Below are 21,154 nucleotides of genomic sequence, written 5' to 3' on the forward strand. Positions count from 1 at the left end.
TGAAATGTAATAAACTCTATGAGCATATAATAATATTAAGTATTTTATCTAATACTACAATTATTAATTTTATAAAAACTAATATATAAACTGTGTTATATGATTTGAATAGATTTTAATAATATCATGTATAACTATAATATAATTATTGTTGGTGTTGAGTTTATGTCATTAAGTCCAAAAGATGTTTTAAATAAAAATAAAAATCTAAACAAACGGGTCGCTGTTGAGAAAATTAAAGTTGATGATGTAACCATTGACGATTTAAGGTTCAACGGCAAAAATTATGCTGAATATATTAATTTAAATTCTCTTCTTGAAAATGTATCTTCATGTCAAATCTCTGATGCGTATAAGGGAATTTCTTCAAGATCCGGCACTATTCAAAATATCAAACCCGTAAATAACCAGAAAGTTTGGGGAAAAATTTTCACTGCGAAAACTGCATGTGATGATTGGGGCACATCAGCGCAGGCTATCGACAATGCCGAACCTGGAGACATCTTATTTTTTAAGGTTGATGGTGAAGAAAAAGCCATTTGGGGCGAACTGGCTTCAAGCTGTGCAAGAGATAATGGCATTAAAGCGACTGTAATCTATGGTTCTGCCAGAGACTTGGATGCATTACTGTATATGGATTATCCTGTTTTTGCAAGTAATTTCTGTCCGAATGCAGGATCTCCTTTAGGTTTAGGCACTTTAAATGAAACTATTGAAGTTGAAGATGTAATTATCAATCCGGGAGACTTCTTTTTCGGTGATGAATCAGGAATTGTTATAATTCCTAAGGAGTTATTTGCCAAAACCATGGTGGCCACATTGGCCGTTAAGATAAAAGAAGCAGGTATTATTGAGGACATAAATTGTGGTAAAACCTTGGCAGAAATCGTCGGACTCAAATAGAAAAACATTTAAATAGAAATCAATATTTATATATAAATATATCGATACCTTTATATATAACCTATTTCTAATTATATAAATGATACAGATTTGATTTTAAGTTTGATTTTATGAAATTTTTAGGTAACAGTTTGCATATAGCAAACTCTGGAAAATTAATAGCCCGGTCTGATAAAACACCCTCACCAGGTGCAATCGTTTTTGATAGTAAAAAGAATAAGATTGGTAAGGTCGGCTATGTATTCGGGCCAACAAAGAAGCCCTATGTTTCTATTCGCCTATTCAAATCTGCGAATAGAAATGAAATTGAGAAAAACTGTGGTGAAAAACTGTTTGTATCGAAACCAAAATCCAAAAAGTCTAGAAAAAGGAGGATGAGAACACGACACAAAAAGTAGAAGAAATGCCAAGAAGAGGACGTAGAAAAACAAGACTAGAAGAAACACAAAATGATTCTTATGCACAAGACAAACAGACAGTATGTCCTGAATGTGGTTCTACTGAGTTGATTGGTGATTATGAAAGGGCTGAAGTTGTATGTGCCCGTTGTGGATTAGTCATCGATGAAAATCTTGTTGATATGGGTCCTGAATGGAGGGCATTTGACCATGAACAAAGAGATAAACGTACAAGAGTCGGAGCTCCAATCACTTACACCATTCACGATAAAGGTTTAAGTACTATGATTGATTGGAGAAACAAAGATATCTATGGTCGTGATATTCCTGCAAGAAACAGAGCTCAATGGTACAGATTAAGAAAATGGCAAAGAAAAATCAGGATTTCAGGTGCTACAGAAAGAAATCTTGCATTTGCATTAAGCGAGCTTGACCGTGACTCTTCAAGATTAGGTCTTCCAAGATCTGTAAGGGAAGCAGCATCCGTTGTTTACAGAAGTGCTGTGGACAATAAATTAATCAGAGGAAGAAGTATTGAAGGTGTTGTGGCAGCTTCATTGTATGCCGCATGCAGACGTTGTAATGTACCGCGTACTTTAGATGAAATCGCTGAAGTATCAAGAGTTACAAAAAAAGAAGTTGGAAGAACATACAGGTTCTTGACTCGTGAATTAAATATTAAATTACCACCAACTTCCCCAGTAGATTATGTTCCTAGATTTGCATCTGAACTCGGACTTTCTGGTGAAGCACAATCCAAAGCTATTGAGATTATTGAAAAAGCAATGGAAAAAGGATTAACTTCAGGTAGAGGTCCTACTGGTGTAGCTGCAGCTGCATTATACATCGCATCTGTTTTACTTGGTGAGAGAAAAACACAAAGGGATGTTGCAGATATTGCAGGAGTAACTGAAGTTACTATTCGTAACAGGTACAAAGAACTAACCGAACAATTAGAAATGGGTGTAACTTTATAGTTTCCCCTTTTGATTAATTAAGAGAATTCTTGATTAATCATCATTTTTTATTTTTTTTAAAATTTAGAGAGAATATTTTTCAATTCTGTAAATAAGTTCCCGAACAATTCCATCGTTATTGGTCTTTTTAACTTTATTTAATTTTGTTTGATATTTTGGAAGTCTTTTCAAGAAGTTTGCTACTCTTTTAGCGCTCATGACTTTATGATATTCTCCGTAACCTAACTTTTGTACATAAAATCCGTTTAATGTTTGTTCGAAGTTTCCAATGGCTGGAACGGAATAAATCGGTTTTTTAAGATGTATTGCTTCTGAAATAAAAGTAAATCCTCCATTGCAGATTACTGCTTTTGCAGAGGCCAAATCATCATAGAATTCATCTTCGTTAAAACTTTTGTAAGTTAAATTGCCGTCAAGTTCATCTTTATTAAATCCATAGACAATAAACTGCTCATTTTTAAGTGCTTTAAGTTTACGGACTAGTCTTTCACTTTCACGGCTTGTCTGATATACAACAATATGTTTTCCTTTACGTGGTTTTAGTTTCAGGATGTCTTCACGGATAATTGGAGGATAAATCACAGCATGCTTTCTAGGTTTTATTTTCGGATAAAAGAAGCTGGTTAAAATATGTATTTTGGGATTAACAACATATGTTTTAATAACTCCTTTAGCTTTAAGCATCTCTCCAATTTGATCTTTCGGATAATCTATTTTTGTCTGCGTAATCATATGGATATTATCTAAACTGATGAGAGGTATATCTCTAAGCTTTGAAACCATTGTTGCATAGATTTCAAAATCAGTGACAATAACGTCAGGTTTCAGCTGCCTTGCTTTTTTATAGAGATTTTCATATCCCACTTTAATGTTAGTAGGATTTCTTTTAATGGCCTCGGAAAGTGTTTTTAAGTTGTTAACTTTATTATTGATGTATACTGTATTAAATCCGCCGATTTCATAAACGTTATCAAATTTTGATTTTAAATATTCATATGCTCTGTCGCTTGAGAATAGATAAACATCATATTTGTCCTTAATTCTATCAACAATTACTCCTGTTCTTATTGCATGGCCCATACCTTCTCCGCAAACACAGTAAAATACTATTTTTTTATTTCTTCGGCGATGCTGGGATTTCACGCTGGTTCGGATGGCATTGATTCTGTTTCGGGTATTGTCATAGTTATCTTTAATTTCATTAATCTGTTCTGTTCTTTTTTCCAAATTTTCAAATCTTGATTTTGTAAGTCTTTCTTTTCCATGATCGAAATTATAATCAAGTTCGCCTGCATCGGTTCTTTTTCCTAAAAAATCATTTACGGTACTTTTTCCATATTGTCGGATTAATGTTTCAATTCCTTCTTCTTCAAGACGTCTTGTGGAAACACCAATTTTAGCATTTCTAAGTACTCTAAATGGTTCTTTTTTAGCTAATCTTTCAATATAATCAGTATCTTCTCCAAATGTTAGTGATTCATCAAATCCATTACATTCCTCGTGAAGTTCTCTTCTGGATATTATTCCATAACATCCTGCACCATGCGGTTTAATCTTTTCAACGCCTATCATGAAATAATTGGCAAAATCGTGGAATAATTTATCTTCTACTTTATTTGACATGGGTTCCATTTGAGTAATGGCTATTCCCAGTTTTTCCATTCTGAATTCATACAATACATTTCTTAAATAGTCTTCAGTAAGCTTTAAATCAGAATCCAAGAATAATAAATAGTCTCCTTTTGCAACCTTTGCACCATTATTCCTACCTACGGCCGGAAGACCTCCTTCAACAACTACGCACCCATATTCCTCTGCAATTTCTCTGGTTTTATCTTTGGAGTTTGCATCGGCTACAATAATTTCATAGTCATCAAAATCCTGGTTTTTAATACTTTCAAGTAAAACAGGAAGGTATTCCTCTTCATTATATGTAGGAATGATAATGCTGAAAATCATGGTTTAAAATTTATTTTTTAAACTAATAAATCTTTTTGAAAAATGCCAGATTTTCAATTTGGAGTCTTTTTTCCAATTATCTAGGATGAAATTTTTTTCCAAGATAACATTTTTTAACAAGTTTTTCCCCATTTTTGAAAAAATCTTAATTTGATAGTTGAAGGTAATAGATTTCTCTAAATTTAAAAATTGTAATTGTTCTTCTAAATTTATTTTAAAAAATATCTTTAGGTATTCTATATTTGTTTTTAGTATAAATGGGTTAGTTACTGTATGAAAAGTAATACCTAGTAAATCAAGATTTTTAACATAATTCTTATTTTAGAATGTTATTATTTTTATTTTAAGAATTTAAAAGTTATTGTTGATTAAATTTATATTTAGGAATAAATTAATAGTTATTTGTGATGTTGTTGGTTTTGAAGCATTTACAGTTGAAATGCACCTCTCTCTTTTAGTTATAGAATTAATTTTCACTGCCTTTTTTTCTAGACAGCATCATCATTGCTATAATTGTGATGACAAAACCGCAAAACATTAACATTGTTGGAACTTCTGAGTATATTAAAAATCCAAATATTAATGCAGCAAAGGGTTCTGCTCCTGAAAGCAATATTGAAGATACTCCTGAGTCAATATACTTCAAGCTTAAAGTTGAAAGGATATATGGCAGGGCAAACGAGAGTGTGGAATGTAAAATTAAAAATAATATTGTTAATGTTGGATTGTTTGAAATAAATTCAGTAATTTGGCCGAAATTGGTAAATGGGATTAATGCAAGTGTAATAAAAATAACTGAATAAATCAGGATGGTGTATGTATGATTTCCATTCTCAATTGATTTTTTGGAAGCCATCAGATAGATTGCCCAAAATAGGCCAGCACCAATTCCGGAAAATATTCCAAATAATGGTATTGATGTCAGACTGTCTTCTAAAACTCCTGTCATAAGCAAGCATCCGAAAATAGCCAATAGCATACAAGCCAATTTTTTGGAAGTGATTTTTTCTCTAAAGAATATATATGCAAATATCAATACAAAAATTGGGGCCAATGATAACAGCACTGCTGCAAGAGACAATGGAATTGTATTCATTGATTCATTGTAACATAAATTAAGTCCAATTATGCATATTGCACAGGCTAAAAATAGTGGAATGTCTGATAAATCTATTTTAAAGAGTTTTGTATCTGTTAAAATTATTGCTATCAATATGGGTAGGACAGCTATTGAAAATCTTAAAAATAAAAGTGTTGTTGCATCAATTCCATTCTGGGTTAATGTACGGACAAATATTCCGCTTGATCCAAACATCATCCCTGCAAGGATTGGCAAAATTAAATAGATTTTTCTCATGATATCAGTTCAAATATGAATAAATATTCCAGGAGACAGTATAGTACTCGCACGAATTATTTAAAGGAGTCATTAAATCGTTTAAAAGTGCCATTTCATTGTATGACGGGTCAATTTTATATGTGGTTTTATTTAAATTTGTATGGTTTTCATAATTAACAGCTTCAATGCTTATGTTTCCAAGATCAATGTCTCCGGTTGGGTTCACTACATCGACTGTGTAATAATCAGGTTCGGCTCCTGCAAAAGCTACTGTAAATCGTAGGGCTATGAAAGCAATTAGAACAAAATATATTAAGAAACGATTAAATATGTATCTTATTTCGCTAAAGTCACGATTACGGTAAACTGGTTGGATTTTTCCGTTTTCACTAAGCAACTTTTCGCTTCCAAATATTTTTCCAATGATATAATTAAGATAGAAACCATTTCTATAAACTAGATAAAGTCCGAATAATCCCACATAGGATGGTGTTGCAAACATTCCTCCGTCAATAATTCCGATAATCAGGCAACTTGAAAAGAATGCCAGTAAAAAGTTTGTAAACCATGGACGATTCTGGCTTGCAAGAACAATGGTTATGAACAGTATCGGAATTAATAAAATCACTAAAAAACTGAAAGTTGGAAGATACTGATATAGACCAACTCCTGTGTTAATATCACTTTGTATGAATGGTCCAATTATCTGGGTTAGAACCTCTCCTAAAATGGACTTTAACAGGTGAGTATGCAAAATGCTTGTAGTGCTCATTGAGTTAGTCATAGAGGCAAAAATAGTGTTAAGTTTGATGCCCATCTGGAGCCTGAACAATACCTCTAAAAATATTCCTAAAGCTAATGTCACAGAACCAATCACAATCGAAATTTTCAGATATTTGGTAGTGTCAATATCCTTTTTAATTAGCTGTGATAATATTAAAAACAGTCCCAACAATCCAAAAAAGATAATGTCCTTTCCTTTTGAGGATCCCATTAAAAATAGATATGTAATCGGTCTTATGATTGGATTGAATATGTCAGTTATAAATATTACTCCAGAAAAGAGTATGAATATAATCCCAATCAAGATAGTTTTATTAACTTTCATTAACAATAATTTAATATTAATACTTTAAATAAATGATGTTTATGTTCCCAATTGAATATTTCATAGGTTTGATATTAATCGGTATTTGTGCAGGGTTTGCTTCAGGTCTTTTAGGTGTGGGTGGAGGATTTTTAATAGTTCCGCTTCAATACTTCTTACTTAAATACATTGGAGTTAATCCTGATTTGGCAATGTTAATATCACTCGGCACAAGCCTTGCAATTATTATTCCAACATCAATGAGTGGTGCTTACAGACACACGAGAACAATGGATGGAATATTAAAACCTGGAATTCAGTTAGGTATTTTCGGCATTATCGGTGGAGCTATTGGCGGATTTGTAGCGTCCGGTCTTCCTTCAAGAATCCTGGAAATAATTTTCGGATGTCTTTTACTTTTCATAACTGTTAAAAATATTGTTGATATTAACAAAGAAAGAGAAGATGCCCGAATTCCTTTTAATTTGCTTACAACTGGAATTATAGGTCTTTTAGTTGGTTTCTCATCAGGTCTTTTAGGTGTTGGTGGAGGAGTATTTTTAATAGCTATTCTTACAGCACTTTTAGGTTTTTCATTAATCGAAGCTATCGGAACATCTTCTGTTTTTATCTGCCTAACTGCTGTTGGCGGATTTTTATCTTATGTTGTATCCGGATGGGGAGTTTCAACATTTCCATATTCAATAGGATATGTCAGTATAATTAATTTTATTTTAATTGCTTGCTTTTCAGTTCCGCTAGCATCATTTGGTGCGAAAATGGCACATAAAGTTCCTCAAAAGAAATTAAAAATAGTATTTTCAATTTTGGTTCTCTATATGGCATTGAAAATGTTGGGAGTTCTTCCTTGAAATGAAAATTGAGCAGAAAACTACCCAAAAATATTATTCTCCTTTTTTAATAAGATAATTTCTTGAAATGTTTTTGAAACTGAAACTTGGATCGGTTGTTTTGTAGTAAACCCAACCTTCTCTGGGGCAGTCAGTTTGGCCTTCACATACGCTTGAATCGTAATTTCCATCTGCAGTATTTTTAAATGCTTCGAAATCATTTGGAAGGAGGTATGCCATACTTTCTATTGGAACGCTTTCCATTTCATATTCGTCCCAATATCTTTTAGCTTCCCGAATATCAAATACTCCCTTTTCACTGTCAATCATTTGGAAACAGAATAGATGATTTTCTGTTAATTTCTGAGGGTTTCCTTGGATTTTTGGTCCGCAAATTTCACCTTGCCAGCAGACATATTCGCAGTCCTTGTTCTGTTTAAGGTAATCCTCAAGCTTCTCTTCAATTTCGTATTTTTCAGCCATTTCCCAGTAGTAATCGCTTGAGTCAACTAACGGATCTTCATCTTTCGGAAATATTCTCATATTTCTGGAACATACGTAAAATTCATATTCTGATTTTAAAAAACCTGATTTTGTTTTCTCAAGGATGTATGTCGCTGATGTGCCGTCACATTTCTGTGTTCTGATAAATGGGGCCTTATCATCTAAAATTGATGGTATGTTTTCGCAGCGTTCAGGTTCTGTTTTTGAAATGTATTTAAATTTGGTAGGGAAACGTTTACTAACATCTTTAGGAGTTCCAAAAACGTAAAACATTAGGTCTTCTCCCCATTGCCGTTTCATTAACCATTTTGCCCAGGAATTTTCAAATATGTCGTTTAATCCCACTTTAAGTTCATTTTGACCATCACTTTTACGCCTCTGATCATCAGGATTTGAATATTTGATTTCAAGTAATTCAGTCACATCGGTTCCTTCCTGTTCTGGGATATCCACATCAAAAATGTCAACAGGAAGTGCAATTCCCTGTGAGATTACATTGAACTTTCCTAACTTCATAGTTTTAATTTTAAAGTGTTTTTTTCTGAGAAATTCCGACCATTCCTTTTCAGGGACTTTGGAGTCAATTTCAATATATACGCAATGGTCACCTTCCTTGAATTCCCCAATTTTAGCAATACAAACCCATCCAAGAACTCCGACAAGTTCAATATTGTCAGCACCTTCAATCGGTTTAACCCATGCTACTTTTTCAACATGTGCTAAGGAACGCTTTCCATCGATAATCATTTTTCCACCTTGCTGTAATAATATTTCTATTAACCTTGTTCAAGTAACTTATCACTAGATTTATATTAAAGTTTAGAGTTATTAATAGTATTGATTATGAGGATTAAAAGCATTGTTTCATATTTAGTTGGTCTATTTATTATGACTTTGGGGATTGCGTTTTCAATCAAATCGAATATGGGCATATCTCCTGTAAGTACAATTCCTTATACTATGACAGTTATTTGGGGCATTGAAATAGGATTTGCAACTATTATTTTTCATTGTATTTTAGTTTTAATTCAATTCATTCTTTTGAAGAATAAATTCGGATGGGAAAACTTTGCACAGGTTTTTGTAGGAATAATATTTGGGTATTTTACCAGTTTTTCAGTGTATCTGTTATCTTTCATCCCAGAATCCGGAAGCTTTTTGATTTCAATTGTTTACATGATTATTAGTGTGTTTGTAATTGCTTTTGGAATCTTTTTATACTTGCCTGCAAATTTAATACCTCTTGCAGGTGAAGGGGTGATGCAAGCGGTTTCCATTGTATTTGAAAAACCATTTCCTAAGGTAAAAGTGTGGTTTGATATTACTATGGTCGTTATTTCAGCTATAACTTGTCTGATATTTGTTCATTCTTTTGGCAGTGTTGGTTTATGTACAATAATTTCAGCTATTTTTGTTGGTATAACCTTGAAATATATAGTTAAAATTCACACTATATTGACTGGAAAAGAAGTTGATTTAAAAAACGAGGGTTAAAAAAAAGAAAAAAAGAAGTTAATTAGAATGCAATGCTTGGATAATAACCTTTAAGCTGGTAATTATAATTATTCCAATTAACCACATTTCCAAATGAATTTCTTGTACTTGTTGGATCTGCAACAGTCCATGTGTCGCCGATTAGCACTTGAGCCCAAACGTGACCATATGTGCTTCCACTTGAAAATACACAAGTTCCGTGAACGTATCTTGCTGCAAGGCCTGCAGTTCTATACATAGCAATCAATAAATGAGCTTGGTCAACACAATTACCTGTTTTTGAATTTAAAGTGCCGACAGCACCATATTTGGTGTTATAATAGAAACTGTAACTTACTTTATCACGTACATAGTTATAAATTGCTTTTGCCTTAGCAGTATCACTTGTTAAACCGGAAATAAGTGAATCTACAACTGATTTAATTTGGCTATTGCCTACTTGACAGTTAGTTGAAGCTGCCAAATAAGGTTTCAAGTCAGTTATAGTGTTCTTTGTATTTAAAGATGAAGTGGAACTGGAGGAGCCGTATGTCTTAATAGTAACATAATTTGGCATAATGGAATAGTCATCATAAAATGCAACAACACGTGCTGTAGCATAAACTAAACCGTTATATCCTATTGCTCCAAGATTTGAACTCACTGAATCAGGCATTATTCCTTTTGAATTTGCAGTACTTACAACACTTTTTGCAACTGAAAGGTAATCATATAAATTACCTAAATTAACAGCTTCTTTTGGACTGGTAGGATTGCTTACTTGTTTGACAGTAATATCAGCTTTAGAATTACTTTTTAAGTTAATTATTGCTTGTGATGCCAAGTATAAATATACTGCAGTGGAATATGTTGTTCCACCGATTGTAACTGTAGCAGGTAATTCATTATTGGATTCAATATACTTTTTCACGTTTTGTGAAGCAGTAATTACCTCTTTTAATGTAACTTTATCTATACTGTTAATTTTTGAAGAACCTGTAGCTGTTCCATCAGTATATGTTATTTCGTAAGTTCCTTTTGCCAATCCTGTTATGGCAAGTTTTGCAATACCGTCAGTACCGGTTTTAACTGTTTGGGTTTTACTATTGAATGTAAATTTAACATTTTTATTTTTTACAGGATTTCCTTGACCATCAATCAATTTTACTGAAAATTCACTATTTGTATTTGTAGGTATTGTCAAATCACTTGCAACGAATTTTGTTCCATTAACCAATATATGTTTTGTTAATTTGGATGATGTATATAACGCATGATTGACAATTTCTGCAGTCACTGTATAATATCCAATATTTTCACTGATAGCTAATTTTGCATCACCGTTGGCATCAGTAGTTACAGTAGAAGTTTTTCCGTTAAGTGTTAATACAACATTTATATTTTTAAGATTAGCTCCGGTCTTATTTTTAACGTTTACCTTGAAAGAGGAACCATCATTATATTTCATTACTAAATCCTCTGCAGTTAGACTAACAGTTTGTTTAGAAATGACAATTGAATTTGTTTGAACGTTATAATCACTTAAACCTTCACTGGAATATGAAAACATAACTGTGTATGTGTTAGGCTTCAAATCACCTACAGCCAATTCTGCTACACCATTGCTGTTTGTGGTTGCAGTTGTAGTTTTTCCATTTAAAGTAAATTTGATATTTTTATTAGTCAAAGCTTTTCCTTTAGAGTCAGTTGCCCTTACAGAAAACTTAGATCCATCATTATATTGCATTTTCAAAGTACTTGACTTTAATGTTGTTGTTGAATCCTGCACATACAATTTTTTTGAACCGGACAATGGATTATATTTTTTATTTCCATTATATTGATAACTTAAAGTGTAAGTACCTTTAGAAAGAGCGGGAATAGTTATAGTTGCTTTCCCGTTCGCATCAGTTGTAGCGGTTACTTGCTTTGAGTTATATCTGAAATATATTTTTGCATCTTTAATCGCATCGCCTTGTCCAGATTTTAAAGTAATAGAATAAGGATACTTTGTTTTAGTAAGTATGTATGTGTTTTTAGCTCCAGTAATTTTAGAACTGTCCTTATTGACAGTTATTGTGTTTGAAGTTGTTTCTTTGGAATATGGATTATATAATTTTATAGTATATTTTCCAGGATTGAGATTTATGGCTAATTTACCAACGCCCTGTGAGTCTGTTTTAACAGTATATGTTTTTCCCACAACGGTAAACTTGACATTTGTATTTGCCAGTCTCGCATTGTCCTTCCAAAATGTTGCAGTAAAGTATTCTACAGATCCATAGGTTTTCACCATGTTCTTTCTGTTGGCGATTGATGATAAAACTGATACTTTTCCGGAAAATGAAGATTTTGTAAATGAATCATCTCCATTGAATGTGGCACTGACAGACTGACTTCCTGTTAATGAGGGAGTAGTCACATAGGCCGCACCATTGCTTCTTGTAATGGATGAATATGTTTTGCTATTTACTTTAAAAGTAACGGTTTTATTCTCTAATAAGTTTCCTTTACTGTCTTTTAAAACAATTTTCCATACGGTGTTTGACTGTGAATAACGAGGACTATTTACAGATATGGTTGTGCTGTCTTTGACAGTAGCATTATCTTGTAATTTTTCGTTGTTGTTTTCGCTAGTTAACACTTTTTCTGGATTTGTATCAGCTAAATTTGACTCCAACACAGTGTTTTCTAAATTTTCTGATGCTAATTTATTAACATTTGAATTTGTGTTGTCTGTACTTGTAACATTATATAATTCCGCTGCACTAATGGTTCCGATTAATAAAAAGAACATTAAAACAACAGAAATAAGTAATGCTGTTTTTTTTACCGAAATATTTACACCTTCTTTGTTTCTCATTATGAGAATTTTTTGGAATATGTAAAAATTTTTATTAATATTTCATAATGAGTGGATAAATATATATTTAAATCGTTATATAAATGTTTTTACAACTTTAATGTTGAAAAAACATATTTTCATACATTTTTCATGATTTTTTTTAAAAAATTAATCGAATTTAATTTTATATTTTTTTAAAGAAATAGATTTTTTTTAATTTTAGGTTAAAATTGTTATCTTCATGTTTTTTCTAAATGATGATAAATTTATTTGGTTTATTCTAAATAAACGCCCATACCCATTGTACTTATTCTATAACGGTCTCCACCAAGTCCAATTAGACCGTATTCAATTTCTAAATCTATAACTCCATTTCCTCCGGCGGATTTTATAGTTTCAGCTAATTCAATTAAGCAATCGTCTTTTGCTTCTTTGATATTGCCCAATGTTACCATTTCAACTTTTTTCTGGTCGGTGTGTATTAGCCGTTTATCCTTTTCAATGGTTACAGTTGCATGAAATTGGCCTAGATTGACTATTTTTTTATCCAAAACGTCTGTACTTGTTATATAATAGAACTTTTGGCTGTTAATTCTTTTGTTACTTTCAGTTTCATCGAATATTTTTACACTCTGAACTTCCACTACATGTGCATTGTCGGTAAGATATTTATAATAGATATATTCAAACTTGTTGTAAACGTAACTTGTAATTCGTTTAAAAATTCCTAAAAGGTAAGAAAGAATTCCCAATCCTCCAACTAAGAAGATATAATTTATTAATGTAGGAAATGCTGCCTGTAATATTATAGCTATTGATCCGATTGTGATGATATTAACACCTAATGTCGGATTTTTCAAAATAAAACTATAAAAGACAGTATCTAGGAAAAGGATAAATGCGCTAATTGCTCCAATATCCTCTCCAATAATTTTATTTGCCATATATGTTTCGGCGTATCCTGCAGCCAATGGAGCAAATAATAATCCTAAATTCCATCCTAAAATATCGATGTCGAAGTGTAAAAAGAATATATACACTCCAAGACCTATGGCCGTACCAAAAGCAATGCAGCCTATTGCTTCTCTGATGTATGCAAGTTTTACTTCACGTTCTCTAAAATTCATATTATTCATATCTGACGGCGGTCCCATATGCAGTTACAAGGATTGTATTTCCCATTGTTCCGCCGAGGTTGTCATAAGAAATTTTAAGGCCTATAATTGCATTGGCATCTAAACTTTCAGCTTTTTCTTCCATACTTTTAAGAGCAATGTCTCTGGCTTTTTGAAGTTCTTCTTCATATTGGGATGTTCTTCCCACTACAACATCGCGAACACCTGAAAATAAGTCTTTATAGATATTTGAACCGATTAATGACTCTCCAGTAACTAATCCTTTATAATCTATTATTTTCTTTGATTCCAATGTATTTGCAGAGGTTAAAATCATTTTATCCCTATTTTAAAAATGTCATCACAGCCCAAATAATTAAAAATATTGCAATTACTACGTATAATATCAATCTGGACCTTTTTGTTTGAGCAAGTCTCGCATCCCAGACTTTCTGACAATCTGGTGAGCATACAAGTTCGTTTAAAGGTATTGGTGTTCCACAAATTGGACAATGTTTGTGAGGTTCTACTGCCATTTTTTCATCTCCTATATTTTAAAAAATTCTTTAGTATTCTTATTAACTTGATTTGCAAGTTCTTCTGCATCCATGCCCATGCAGAGTGCAATTGTATTGATGATGTGAGGTAAATATTTTGGTTCATTTCTATTTTTCTTAGGTTTTTTATCAAAATTTTTTGGTATCAGGAATGGAGCGTCAGTTTCAATCATGAGTTTTTCAGGTGGAATTACGCTAACTGCCTCCTGCAGGTCTCGTCCACGTTTCATATCACAAATCCATCCGGTAACTCCAATGTAACATCCCAAATCAATGTAGTTTTGAGCTTCCTGTTTTGTCCCTGTAAAACAGTGAACAACAGATTTTTCAACAACGTTATCATGTCTTTTTAAAATGTCAAATAAATCTTTATGCGCTTCTCGCTCATGCAAAAACAGAGGCATGTCTAATTTTTCTGCAAGTTCCACCTGTGCTTCAAACCATTTCCTCTGAAGGGTTGGTGGTGAAAAGTTTCTGTTATAATCAAGACCGCATTCACCGATGGCCACAACACTTTTGTTTTGAGCAATTTTTTCCAGTTCAAAAGGAGTATGTCCATTACAGGTTTTTGCATCATGAGGGTGTACTCCTGATGTGGAAAATAACACTCCAGGATATTTGGATGCATATTCTGCTGCAATCTGGCTTGAATGCACATTGGTTCCGGTAATGATGAACTGAGATACTCCGGCTTTTTTTGCATCTTCAATTATCTCTAAACGGTCTTTTCTAAATGAAGAGTGCATCAAATTCAAACCGATATCAATAAGTCCTTCCACTTTCTCACCTATTCGTTAATGACTCTGGTTCCGATGCTTTCTCCGTTTACAGCTTTAATTAAATTTTCAGGTTCGAAACCGTTTGTAATTACGGTTTCTAAGTTTGACCTTTTAATCATCTGAACTGCAGTGGTGTCAAAGAATTCATAAGTACCTGCTTTTACGTCTTTACCACTTAAAAATTCGAGTAAATCGGTTGCGGTTATTTCTGGAACAAGTTCAGCATCATCAAATTTATTTGGATCTTTGGTATACATTCCATCAACAGAAGTTAAATTAATGAGTTTGTCTGCATTTATGTATTCTGCTAAAATTGCAGAAACTGCATCAGTACTGTGTGCAGGTTCAGTTCCACCCATAACAATAATTTTTCCGCTTGCTGAGAATTCTAAAGCTTCCTGGAAGTTATGAGGAACTCTCTGATAAGCTGCATCTCCAAGTGCAGATAATAATAATTTAGCATTAATTCTTGTTACTTCAATTCCAATATCGTCACATTGCGCCTCTCCAGCACCTAAGTCACGAACAACACCAATGTAATCTCTTGCAGGTTTTCCACCACCTACAACAACGAATAATTCGTGTTCCAAAGCCAAATCCTTTAAGATTTCACTGTACTCTTGGAATTTTTTACAATCATATTCTTTGAGTAATATTGATCCTCCAATTGCAACAACAATTTTCATATATTCACCTTATATTAATTTATTTATAATATGTTATTTAAATTTTAATTAATTGTCAAAAAGAGTGGTTCTATATGGATTTAAAAAATCAGATTTACCTTAGAAAATCTTGTCGTGTTTACTTGGATGATGAAATTGATATGAATCCAATTATCGATTTCATATCTACTGTCAAACCATTAAATAATGAAATAGAGTATCATTACGAAATTTTAACTGTTAATGAAGTAAATTTAAAGACTCGTTGGAAAGCTCCATATTATTTAGCTATTTTTTCTGAGAAAAAAGATAATTATCTTGAAAATGTGGGTTTTGTCTTTCAGCAGGTTTCTCTTTTCATGCAAAGCATTGGGATTGGAAGTTGTTGGGTTGGATTGGGTTCTCTGAAGGTTAAAAATCCTGAGTTTGTAATTCTAATCGCATTCGGAAAATCTGATAAGATGACAAGGGATATTTCTGAGTTTAAAAGAAAACCATTATCTGAGATTTCTGATTCTTCGGATGAACGATTAAAACCTGCACAATTAGCACCTTCCGCTGTAAATTCACAGCCTTGGTATTTTAAATCTAATGGTGAAGGATTTGATGTATTTCAAATTAAACAGAATATTATTAAAAGGCAATTTCTTAAAAAATGGAATCCGATTGATGTCGGAATTGCTTTAGCGCATATGTATGTTGCCAATGAGAATAGTTTTAAATTTGAAATAAATGATGTGGATGATATTAAAGGCTATAAATATTGTGGTAGCCTTAAAATTTAAAAAAAATAAGTTAAGAGGATTTAAGCATCCTCTGTGATTAAACCTTTGTGTAACAGACCTGCAATTACTGCACCGATAATAGGTGCTAAGATAAATACCCATACTTGTTGTAATGCTTGACCACCGAGGAATAATGCTGGCGCCAAACTTCTTGCAGGGTTAACTGAAGTACCGGTTAATGGAATTCCCATGATATGAACAAATGCAAGTGTTAAACCAATTACGATACCTGCAACAGCTCCGTTTTCTGCTTTTTTGGTAACTCCTAAAACGGTAAATACAAATACAAAAGTTAAGATAATTTCTACGATTATGGCTCCAACAACATTTAATCCAACACTTGATGCTGTGCCAAATCCGTTTTGACCTAATCCAGTTGCTGCATATCCTCCAAGGCCTGTTGCTGAATTAATGATTATTGCTAGGATTGCAATACCTATAATTGCTCCGATACATTGGAATACGATATACATGATTAAGTCTTTTGCTTCCATTCTTCCATCAATCCACATACCGATAGAAACAGCAGGGTTGATGTGACATCCTGAGATGTCTCCAATCACATAAGCCATAGCGACTATAGACAAACCAAATGCAAATGCAATGCCTAGATTGCCTAAAAAAGAACCTGCTATGGCTGCACTTCCACAACCGAATAGAACAAGAACCATTGTTCCAATCAATTCTGAGATATATCTTTTCATAAATTTCCCTCGATATACAATTAAGTTTATTATATTATTAAAATCTTCTTATTTTCTTATAACCCAAATATGCTAAGAATAATATGAATAGAATTAAAACGAATGGGAATATGTGGAGTAATATTGAATCGTTTACTTTAGTGAATTCATATTCTTGATTAAAGCCCATGTGTTTTGAATCAGTATGGTTTTGTGTGATTTTTGCAAAATTGTATAATAAATCATAATAGCTGATATGGGCTCCTTCATATTCAATTGAGTCTGGGGCTTGTCCATTTTCATCCATATAATTTCTAACTATTCCTGCCATTTTCATATAATCATAAATGGAATATTTGTCTTTAACTAAAAATGAAATTCCCATAGGATTTTCTGGTCCGTCAAATGAACGTGGTATGTCCAGGCCATTTCCATTTAAGTAAGAACTTGTTTGGTATAGCAGTTGTGCTGCAGTATAATTTCCGTATGTGCCATTCATTTCGGTATCATTGCTTGAAATTAAAGCTTTACTTGCATTAGCCATAACTTCAGGTGATATTGTATTTTTTACAAGCAGATTATCACTTAAAACCTTTGTATCGTTTGCATGACCATTAACAATGTCAACTACTTCTTGAGCGATTTGTTTGTTCATTTCTTCATCATATCTGTCAATGTAACCGTTTTTCCCATTGTCAGGATATTCTTTTATTGGTTGAACATAGTAAATTCCGGAATTTTTAAGAAAAGTTCCAGGATCGTGCATTCCCATAAGGCTTTCATTTGAATAATTGTCATCCCATGCTCTTCTAAGGTAATTACTATGGTTTTCCAAATCATAATCTCCAGTATTTATCAAAACAATCTGTTTATTTCCTCCAGCTGAGGTTTCGGCTAACTGCAAGTAATTACCGGCATCGGCTGCAGCTAAACAAATACTTATGTCACTAGTTACCTGTATTGCACGATAACCTTCTCCGGGAGAGGGGGCCTGATTATCAACAATAACCTGTAGTTCTCCACCACTAATTTCCTCTATATAATTTTTTATAGAGTTTAACATTTTTATATCGGTATCATGGTCTATAATATTGTCGGAAGTTATAAAAACAGTTTTGGATGCGGTTACATCCTGAACTAACGGAGCAACAATTAATATAGCCAATAATAGTATTGCAATTTGTTTTTTCATATCTCTTTACCTTAACTTTGATTAATATATAATTATCAACTTTATTACTAAAATATTTTTTTAATATCATCATATTAAATTTCCTTTCAAATCTAATATTTTTTGATTTTAGTATTTTAAAATCTGTTTAAAGCAAATATTTAAATATATTGTTGTTCAATAACTTTTTTGAGGATTTAAAAAGATTATCTTTTATTTTAAGTTAAATTTCATCGAGTTTTGTAAAAATTTAATTTGTCGTGTTAAATTGGGATAATTGAATAATTCATGTCAAAATCTTTATATAAATTATTTTGTGTTGGGTGGTTGAAAACAATCATTCTCTTGAATTATTTGTTATAATTAAATTTAACATATAAAGAATTATTATTTTCCGAATCCAAGCTAAAATAAAAAGTTTAATTGCTGGTTAATAGTTTTGCTAATTAATGGTTATATCATCGTCCTCAAAAGGTGATTTAAATGTTTAAAAATAGTCAAAAAATAGCTATTAGCAAGCACTTTTTAATTTCACTACTGTTTGTCGTATTATTATTTACTTCTTTTGGAGTAAGTATGGATGATACATATGCTGCTGATTTAAATCATAATGTAAGTGAAATTGAAAGTGGATTAAATGTTGAAGATAAACTGGGAAATTCTCGAGAAGATTTATATAGTGTAAATATGCAAGAAATTAGTTCTTTAGGTGCAAGTCAAAACAACGCAGTTTTGGCTAAACAATTGGATTTATTAGAAGGAGGTACTTTTAATGATATTCGAAAAAAAATGAGGTCTGCTGTTGATGGAGATACAATAAGATTGGAAGGTACGTTTAAAGCTTCGAATAACTATGATCAGATATATATAAATAAAAGATTAACATTTACATCAAATTCCGGTGCAACTCTGGATGCAAATGGTTTGTGCCATATTTTTGTGGTAAATACGACTGCTGCAGGTTCAACTTTTAATAATTTAAAGTTTATTAATGGTTACCGTTCAGGTGCAGGCAGTGCCCTTCATGTTAAGACACAAAATGTCAACGTGACAAATTGTGTTTTTGAAAAGAATACTGCATTGGATGGGGGTGCGATTTATACAGAAAATAAAGATCCGAAAATTTCAGCGAATTTATTGGTTAAAAACTGTAAGTTTATAAATAACCATGCACTGAAAAGTGCAGCGGCACTTGCTGCTTTTGGAAATAATTCCAGGATTATAAATTGTACATTTGACTCAAACGGCGCTTATAATTACAATAACAATGTTCAAAATCCGTTTGGTGGTGCAATTCAAATAGGTTTGGATGAATTTCCAGTAAAAGGTTATGTTCATGACTGTAAATTTTACAATAATTTCGTATATCCGTTATCTGATTATGCTCACGGTGGTGCAGGTTGTGTACGTTCAGGTGTTGAGTACAAAAATTGTATTTTTGTAAATAATTCTGCAGGACAGGGTGGTGCTTTAACATTCCACGGATCAGGATTAATTAAAAACTGTACTTTTATAAATAACACAGCATATTTTTATGGGGGTGCATTGTCAACAGGATATCTGTATGATAAAATGGATTTGGCTGTTGAAGACTGTACTTTTGATGGAAATAAGGCTCCGATTGGTGGTGCTATTCAAGTAAACGGTTTAAATGTTAACATTAAAGACTGTGATTTCAATTACAATAATGCTTCACGTACTGGTGGTGCTATAAACATCAATGCAGTTAATGTTAATATTGATGATGTTAGATTTAAAGGCAATATTGCTGAAATTGATGGTGGTGCAGTATTTATTAAGGGCAATAAAACTCTTATAAAAGATTCATCATTTATTTCTAATAAAGCAATGCCTGATAAGGATAAACTTGATGACGGATTAGGTGGTGCAATTTATATTAATAGTACAAAAGCGGATATTGAAAATAACGAATTTAAGTTTAATACTGCAAGAAATGGTAGTGCTATTTATTATGATAAATACGGCACTGGTTTAAAATTAACCAGTAATGTATTTTCTCAAAACCAGGCATGGGTTTATGCATTGCCAATCTATGCGAAAAATATCTATTACGGACAAAGTGAAGAAATAAGATCCATTATTCATGGAGGAAACAATATAGCAAAATATGGTGATTTAAATATTTCAAATGCAATATACAATGCAGCAAATAATAATTCCATTGAAATTGATGGAGAAAATCCTGTTTTGGGTGCAACAACAAATGGGCATTTGTATCAGGATGACCGTGAATATAATATGGACATTTTATTAACTGTGGTTCATGAAGATGGTGATGTGGTTTACAACAAAACATTAAACTCAAACTGTTTTGGTGAAGTAAAAGATTACTTGGATAATCTGAAAGTTGGAAAGTATTTTGTTAGTGCAAAACACTTCGAAGACACTTATTACAAAGCTATTGCCAATACAACAACATTTACTGTCACTGCTCAGGTTGATGATAAAGTTCGCAAATTAGTCACTCCTGAAGAAATCAACTACGAGGATGTGGTTGTCTGGACATTAACCATCGTAAATAATGGTCCAAGTAATGCTACAGGCGTTGTTGTAAGAGATGTATTGCCTGAAGGTTTAATTTATCTCGAAGATGATGCTGGAGGAAAATATGACAATAAAACTGGTACTTTAACATTTGACTTTTTAGAAGTTGGCAAAACAATCGTTGTCAATATCAAAACTAAGGTAAATAAAACAGGAAACATTGTAAATAAAGTTAATATAACAGCTAAAGAATATGATTATAATTTAACCAACAATTATGATCAGGCGGACATTAATGTTAATCCTGCATGTGATTTGGCAGTTGAAAAAACAATAAATGCATCAGTTGTAAATCTCAATGATTTGGTTTGCTGGACTGTTAAAGTATCTAATAATGGTCCGGATAATGCTACTGGCGTTGTAGTTTCTGATTTGCTTCCTGAATCTTTGATTTTTGTTAAATCTGATGGTGATTATGATGAAAAATCAGGTAAATGGAATATTGGAAACTTAACTAATGGTGGTGTTGTCAGATTAAATATTGTCTGTAGAGTCAAT

18 protein-coding genes and 1 pseudogene are annotated in these 21,154 nt (G+C 32.4%); 7 read left to right on the forward strand and 12 right to left on the reverse strand.

Going from position 1 to position 21,154, the window contains the following annotated elements; all coding sequences use genetic code 11:
• The first annotated feature begins 165 nt into the window (after positions 1–165).
• The 3 genes from IJL02_RS00130 (at position 166) to IJL02_RS00140 (ending at position 2,278) form a co-directional block, all read left to right on the forward strand.
• Entirely contained in the window at positions 166–903 is a 738-nt protein-coding gene (locus IJL02_RS00130; protein ID WP_292807890.1) for an RraA family protein, read from the forward strand.
• A 110-nt stretch (positions 904–1,013) separates the two neighbouring features.
• Positions 1,014–1,301 carry a Gar1/Naf1 family protein gene (locus IJL02_RS00135; RefSeq protein ID WP_292807892.1) on the forward strand — a complete coding sequence of 96 codons (288 nt, stop codon included), beginning with the start codon at positions 1,014–1,016 and terminating at the stop codon, positions 1,299–1,301.
• 5 nt (positions 1,302–1,306) lie between these two features.
• Complete coding sequence (locus IJL02_RS00140; RefSeq protein WP_292807893.1) at positions 1,307–2,278, forward strand: transcription initiation factor IIB; 972 nt, start codon at positions 1,307–1,309, stop codon at positions 2,276–2,278.
• A gap of 63 nt (positions 2,279–2,341) precedes the next feature.
• Here the strand turns inward: IJL02_RS00140 and IJL02_RS00145 are convergent, their stop codons facing one another.
• The 3 genes from IJL02_RS00145 to IJL02_RS00155 form a co-directional block, all read right to left on the reverse strand.
• Positions 2,342–4,237 carry an MJ1255/VC2487 family glycosyltransferase gene (locus tag IJL02_RS00145; RefSeq protein ID WP_292807894.1) on the reverse strand — a complete coding sequence of 632 codons (1,896 nt, stop codon included), beginning with the start codon at positions 4,235–4,237 and terminating at the stop codon, positions 2,342–2,344.
• Between the two features lie 466 nt (positions 4,238–4,703).
• Positions 4,704–5,594 carry a DMT family transporter gene (locus IJL02_RS00150; RefSeq protein ID WP_292807895.1) on the reverse strand — a complete coding sequence of 297 codons (891 nt, stop codon included), beginning with the start codon at positions 5,592–5,594 and terminating at the stop codon, positions 4,704–4,706.
• Between the two features lie 4 nt (positions 5,595–5,598).
• Entirely contained in the window at positions 5,599–6,684 is a 1,086-nt protein-coding gene (locus IJL02_RS00155; protein WP_292807897.1) for a hypothetical protein, read from the reverse strand.
• A 41-nt stretch (positions 6,685–6,725) separates the two neighbouring features.
• On the opposite strand from IJL02_RS00155, the gene IJL02_RS00160 reads away from it, so the two are divergent.
• Positions 6,726–7,535, forward strand: a complete 810-nt coding sequence (locus IJL02_RS00160; protein ID WP_292807899.1) for a sulfite exporter TauE/SafE family protein — start codon at positions 6,726–6,728, stop codon at positions 7,533–7,535.
• Positions 7,536–7,568: 33 nt separating this feature from the next.
• Here IJL02_RS00160 and IJL02_RS00165 read toward each other — a convergent pair whose 3' ends face one another.
• Complete coding sequence (locus IJL02_RS00165; protein ID WP_292807901.1) at positions 7,569–8,765, reverse strand: RNA ligase family protein; 1,197 nt, start codon at positions 8,763–8,765, stop codon at positions 7,569–7,571.
• A 96-nt stretch (positions 8,766–8,861) separates the two neighbouring features.
• On the opposite strand from IJL02_RS00165, the gene IJL02_RS00170 reads away from it, so the two are divergent.
• Positions 8,862–9,512 carry a YitT family protein gene (locus IJL02_RS00170; RefSeq protein ID WP_292807903.1) on the forward strand — a complete coding sequence of 217 codons (651 nt, stop codon included), beginning with the start codon at positions 8,862–8,864 and terminating at the stop codon, positions 9,510–9,512.
• Positions 9,513–9,534: 22 nt separating this feature from the next.
• Here the strand turns inward: IJL02_RS00170 and IJL02_RS00175 are convergent, their stop codons facing one another.
• The 6 genes from IJL02_RS00175 to pyrH all read right to left on the reverse strand — a co-directional run bounded on the left by IJL02_RS00175 (position 9,535) and on the right by pyrH (position 15,473).
• On the reverse strand, positions 9,535–12,354 hold the full coding sequence (locus IJL02_RS00175) for a transglutaminase domain-containing protein (RefSeq protein ID WP_292807905.1): 2,820 nt from the start codon (positions 12,352–12,354) through the stop codon (positions 9,535–9,537).
• Positions 12,355–12,611: 257 nt separating this feature from the next.
• Complete coding sequence (locus IJL02_RS00180; protein WP_292807907.1) at positions 12,612–13,463, reverse strand: hypothetical protein; 852 nt, start codon at positions 13,461–13,463, stop codon at positions 12,612–12,614.
• A gap of 1 nt (position 13,464) precedes the next feature.
• Complete coding sequence (locus tag IJL02_RS00185; RefSeq protein ID WP_292807909.1) at positions 13,465–13,788, reverse strand: YbjQ family protein; 324 nt, start codon at positions 13,786–13,788, stop codon at positions 13,465–13,467.
• A gap of 7 nt (positions 13,789–13,795) precedes the next feature.
• Complete coding sequence (locus tag IJL02_RS00190; RefSeq protein WP_292807913.1) at positions 13,796–13,987, reverse strand: DUF2116 family Zn-ribbon domain-containing protein; 192 nt, start codon at positions 13,985–13,987, stop codon at positions 13,796–13,798.
• A gap of 11 nt (positions 13,988–13,998) precedes the next feature.
• Positions 13,999–14,787, reverse strand: coding sequence for a TatD family hydrolase (locus IJL02_RS00195; protein ID WP_292807915.1), 789 nt, complete (start codon positions 14,785–14,787; stop codon positions 13,999–14,001).
• An 8-nt stretch (positions 14,788–14,795) separates the two neighbouring features.
• Positions 14,796–15,473 (reverse strand): UMP kinase, encoded by a 678-nt coding sequence (gene pyrH, locus IJL02_RS00200; protein WP_292807918.1) that lies wholly within the window; start codon positions 15,471–15,473, stop codon positions 14,796–14,798.
• Between the two features lie 74 nt (positions 15,474–15,547).
• Between pyrH and IJL02_RS00205 the strand changes: the two genes are divergently transcribed.
• Complete coding sequence (locus IJL02_RS00205) at positions 15,548–16,237, forward strand: nitroreductase family protein (RefSeq protein ID WP_292807920.1); 690 nt, start codon at positions 15,548–15,550, stop codon at positions 16,235–16,237.
• 20 nt (positions 16,238–16,257) lie between these two features.
• On the opposite strand, the gene IJL02_RS00210 is transcribed toward IJL02_RS00205, so the two are convergent.
• Positions 16,258–16,941: an MIP family channel protein gene (locus tag IJL02_RS00210; RefSeq protein WP_292807922.1), complete on the reverse strand. Its 684-nt coding sequence runs from the start codon at positions 16,939–16,941 to the stop codon at positions 16,258–16,260.
• Between the two features lie 37 nt (positions 16,942–16,978).
• Positions 16,979–18,112, reverse strand: a complete 1,134-nt coding sequence (locus IJL02_RS00215; protein ID WP_292807924.1) for an adhesin — start codon at positions 18,110–18,112, stop codon at positions 16,979–16,981.
• Positions 18,113–18,574: 462 nt separating this feature from the next.
• Between IJL02_RS00215 and IJL02_RS00220 the strand changes: the two are divergent.
• Positions 18,575–21,154, forward strand: a pseudogene (locus IJL02_RS00220) (hypothetical protein); the annotation flags it as partial.

The organism is Methanobrevibacter sp. (genome assembly GCF_017427765.1).
Lineage (GTDB): Archaea > Methanobacteriota > Methanobacteria > Methanobacteriales > Methanobacteriaceae > Methanocatella.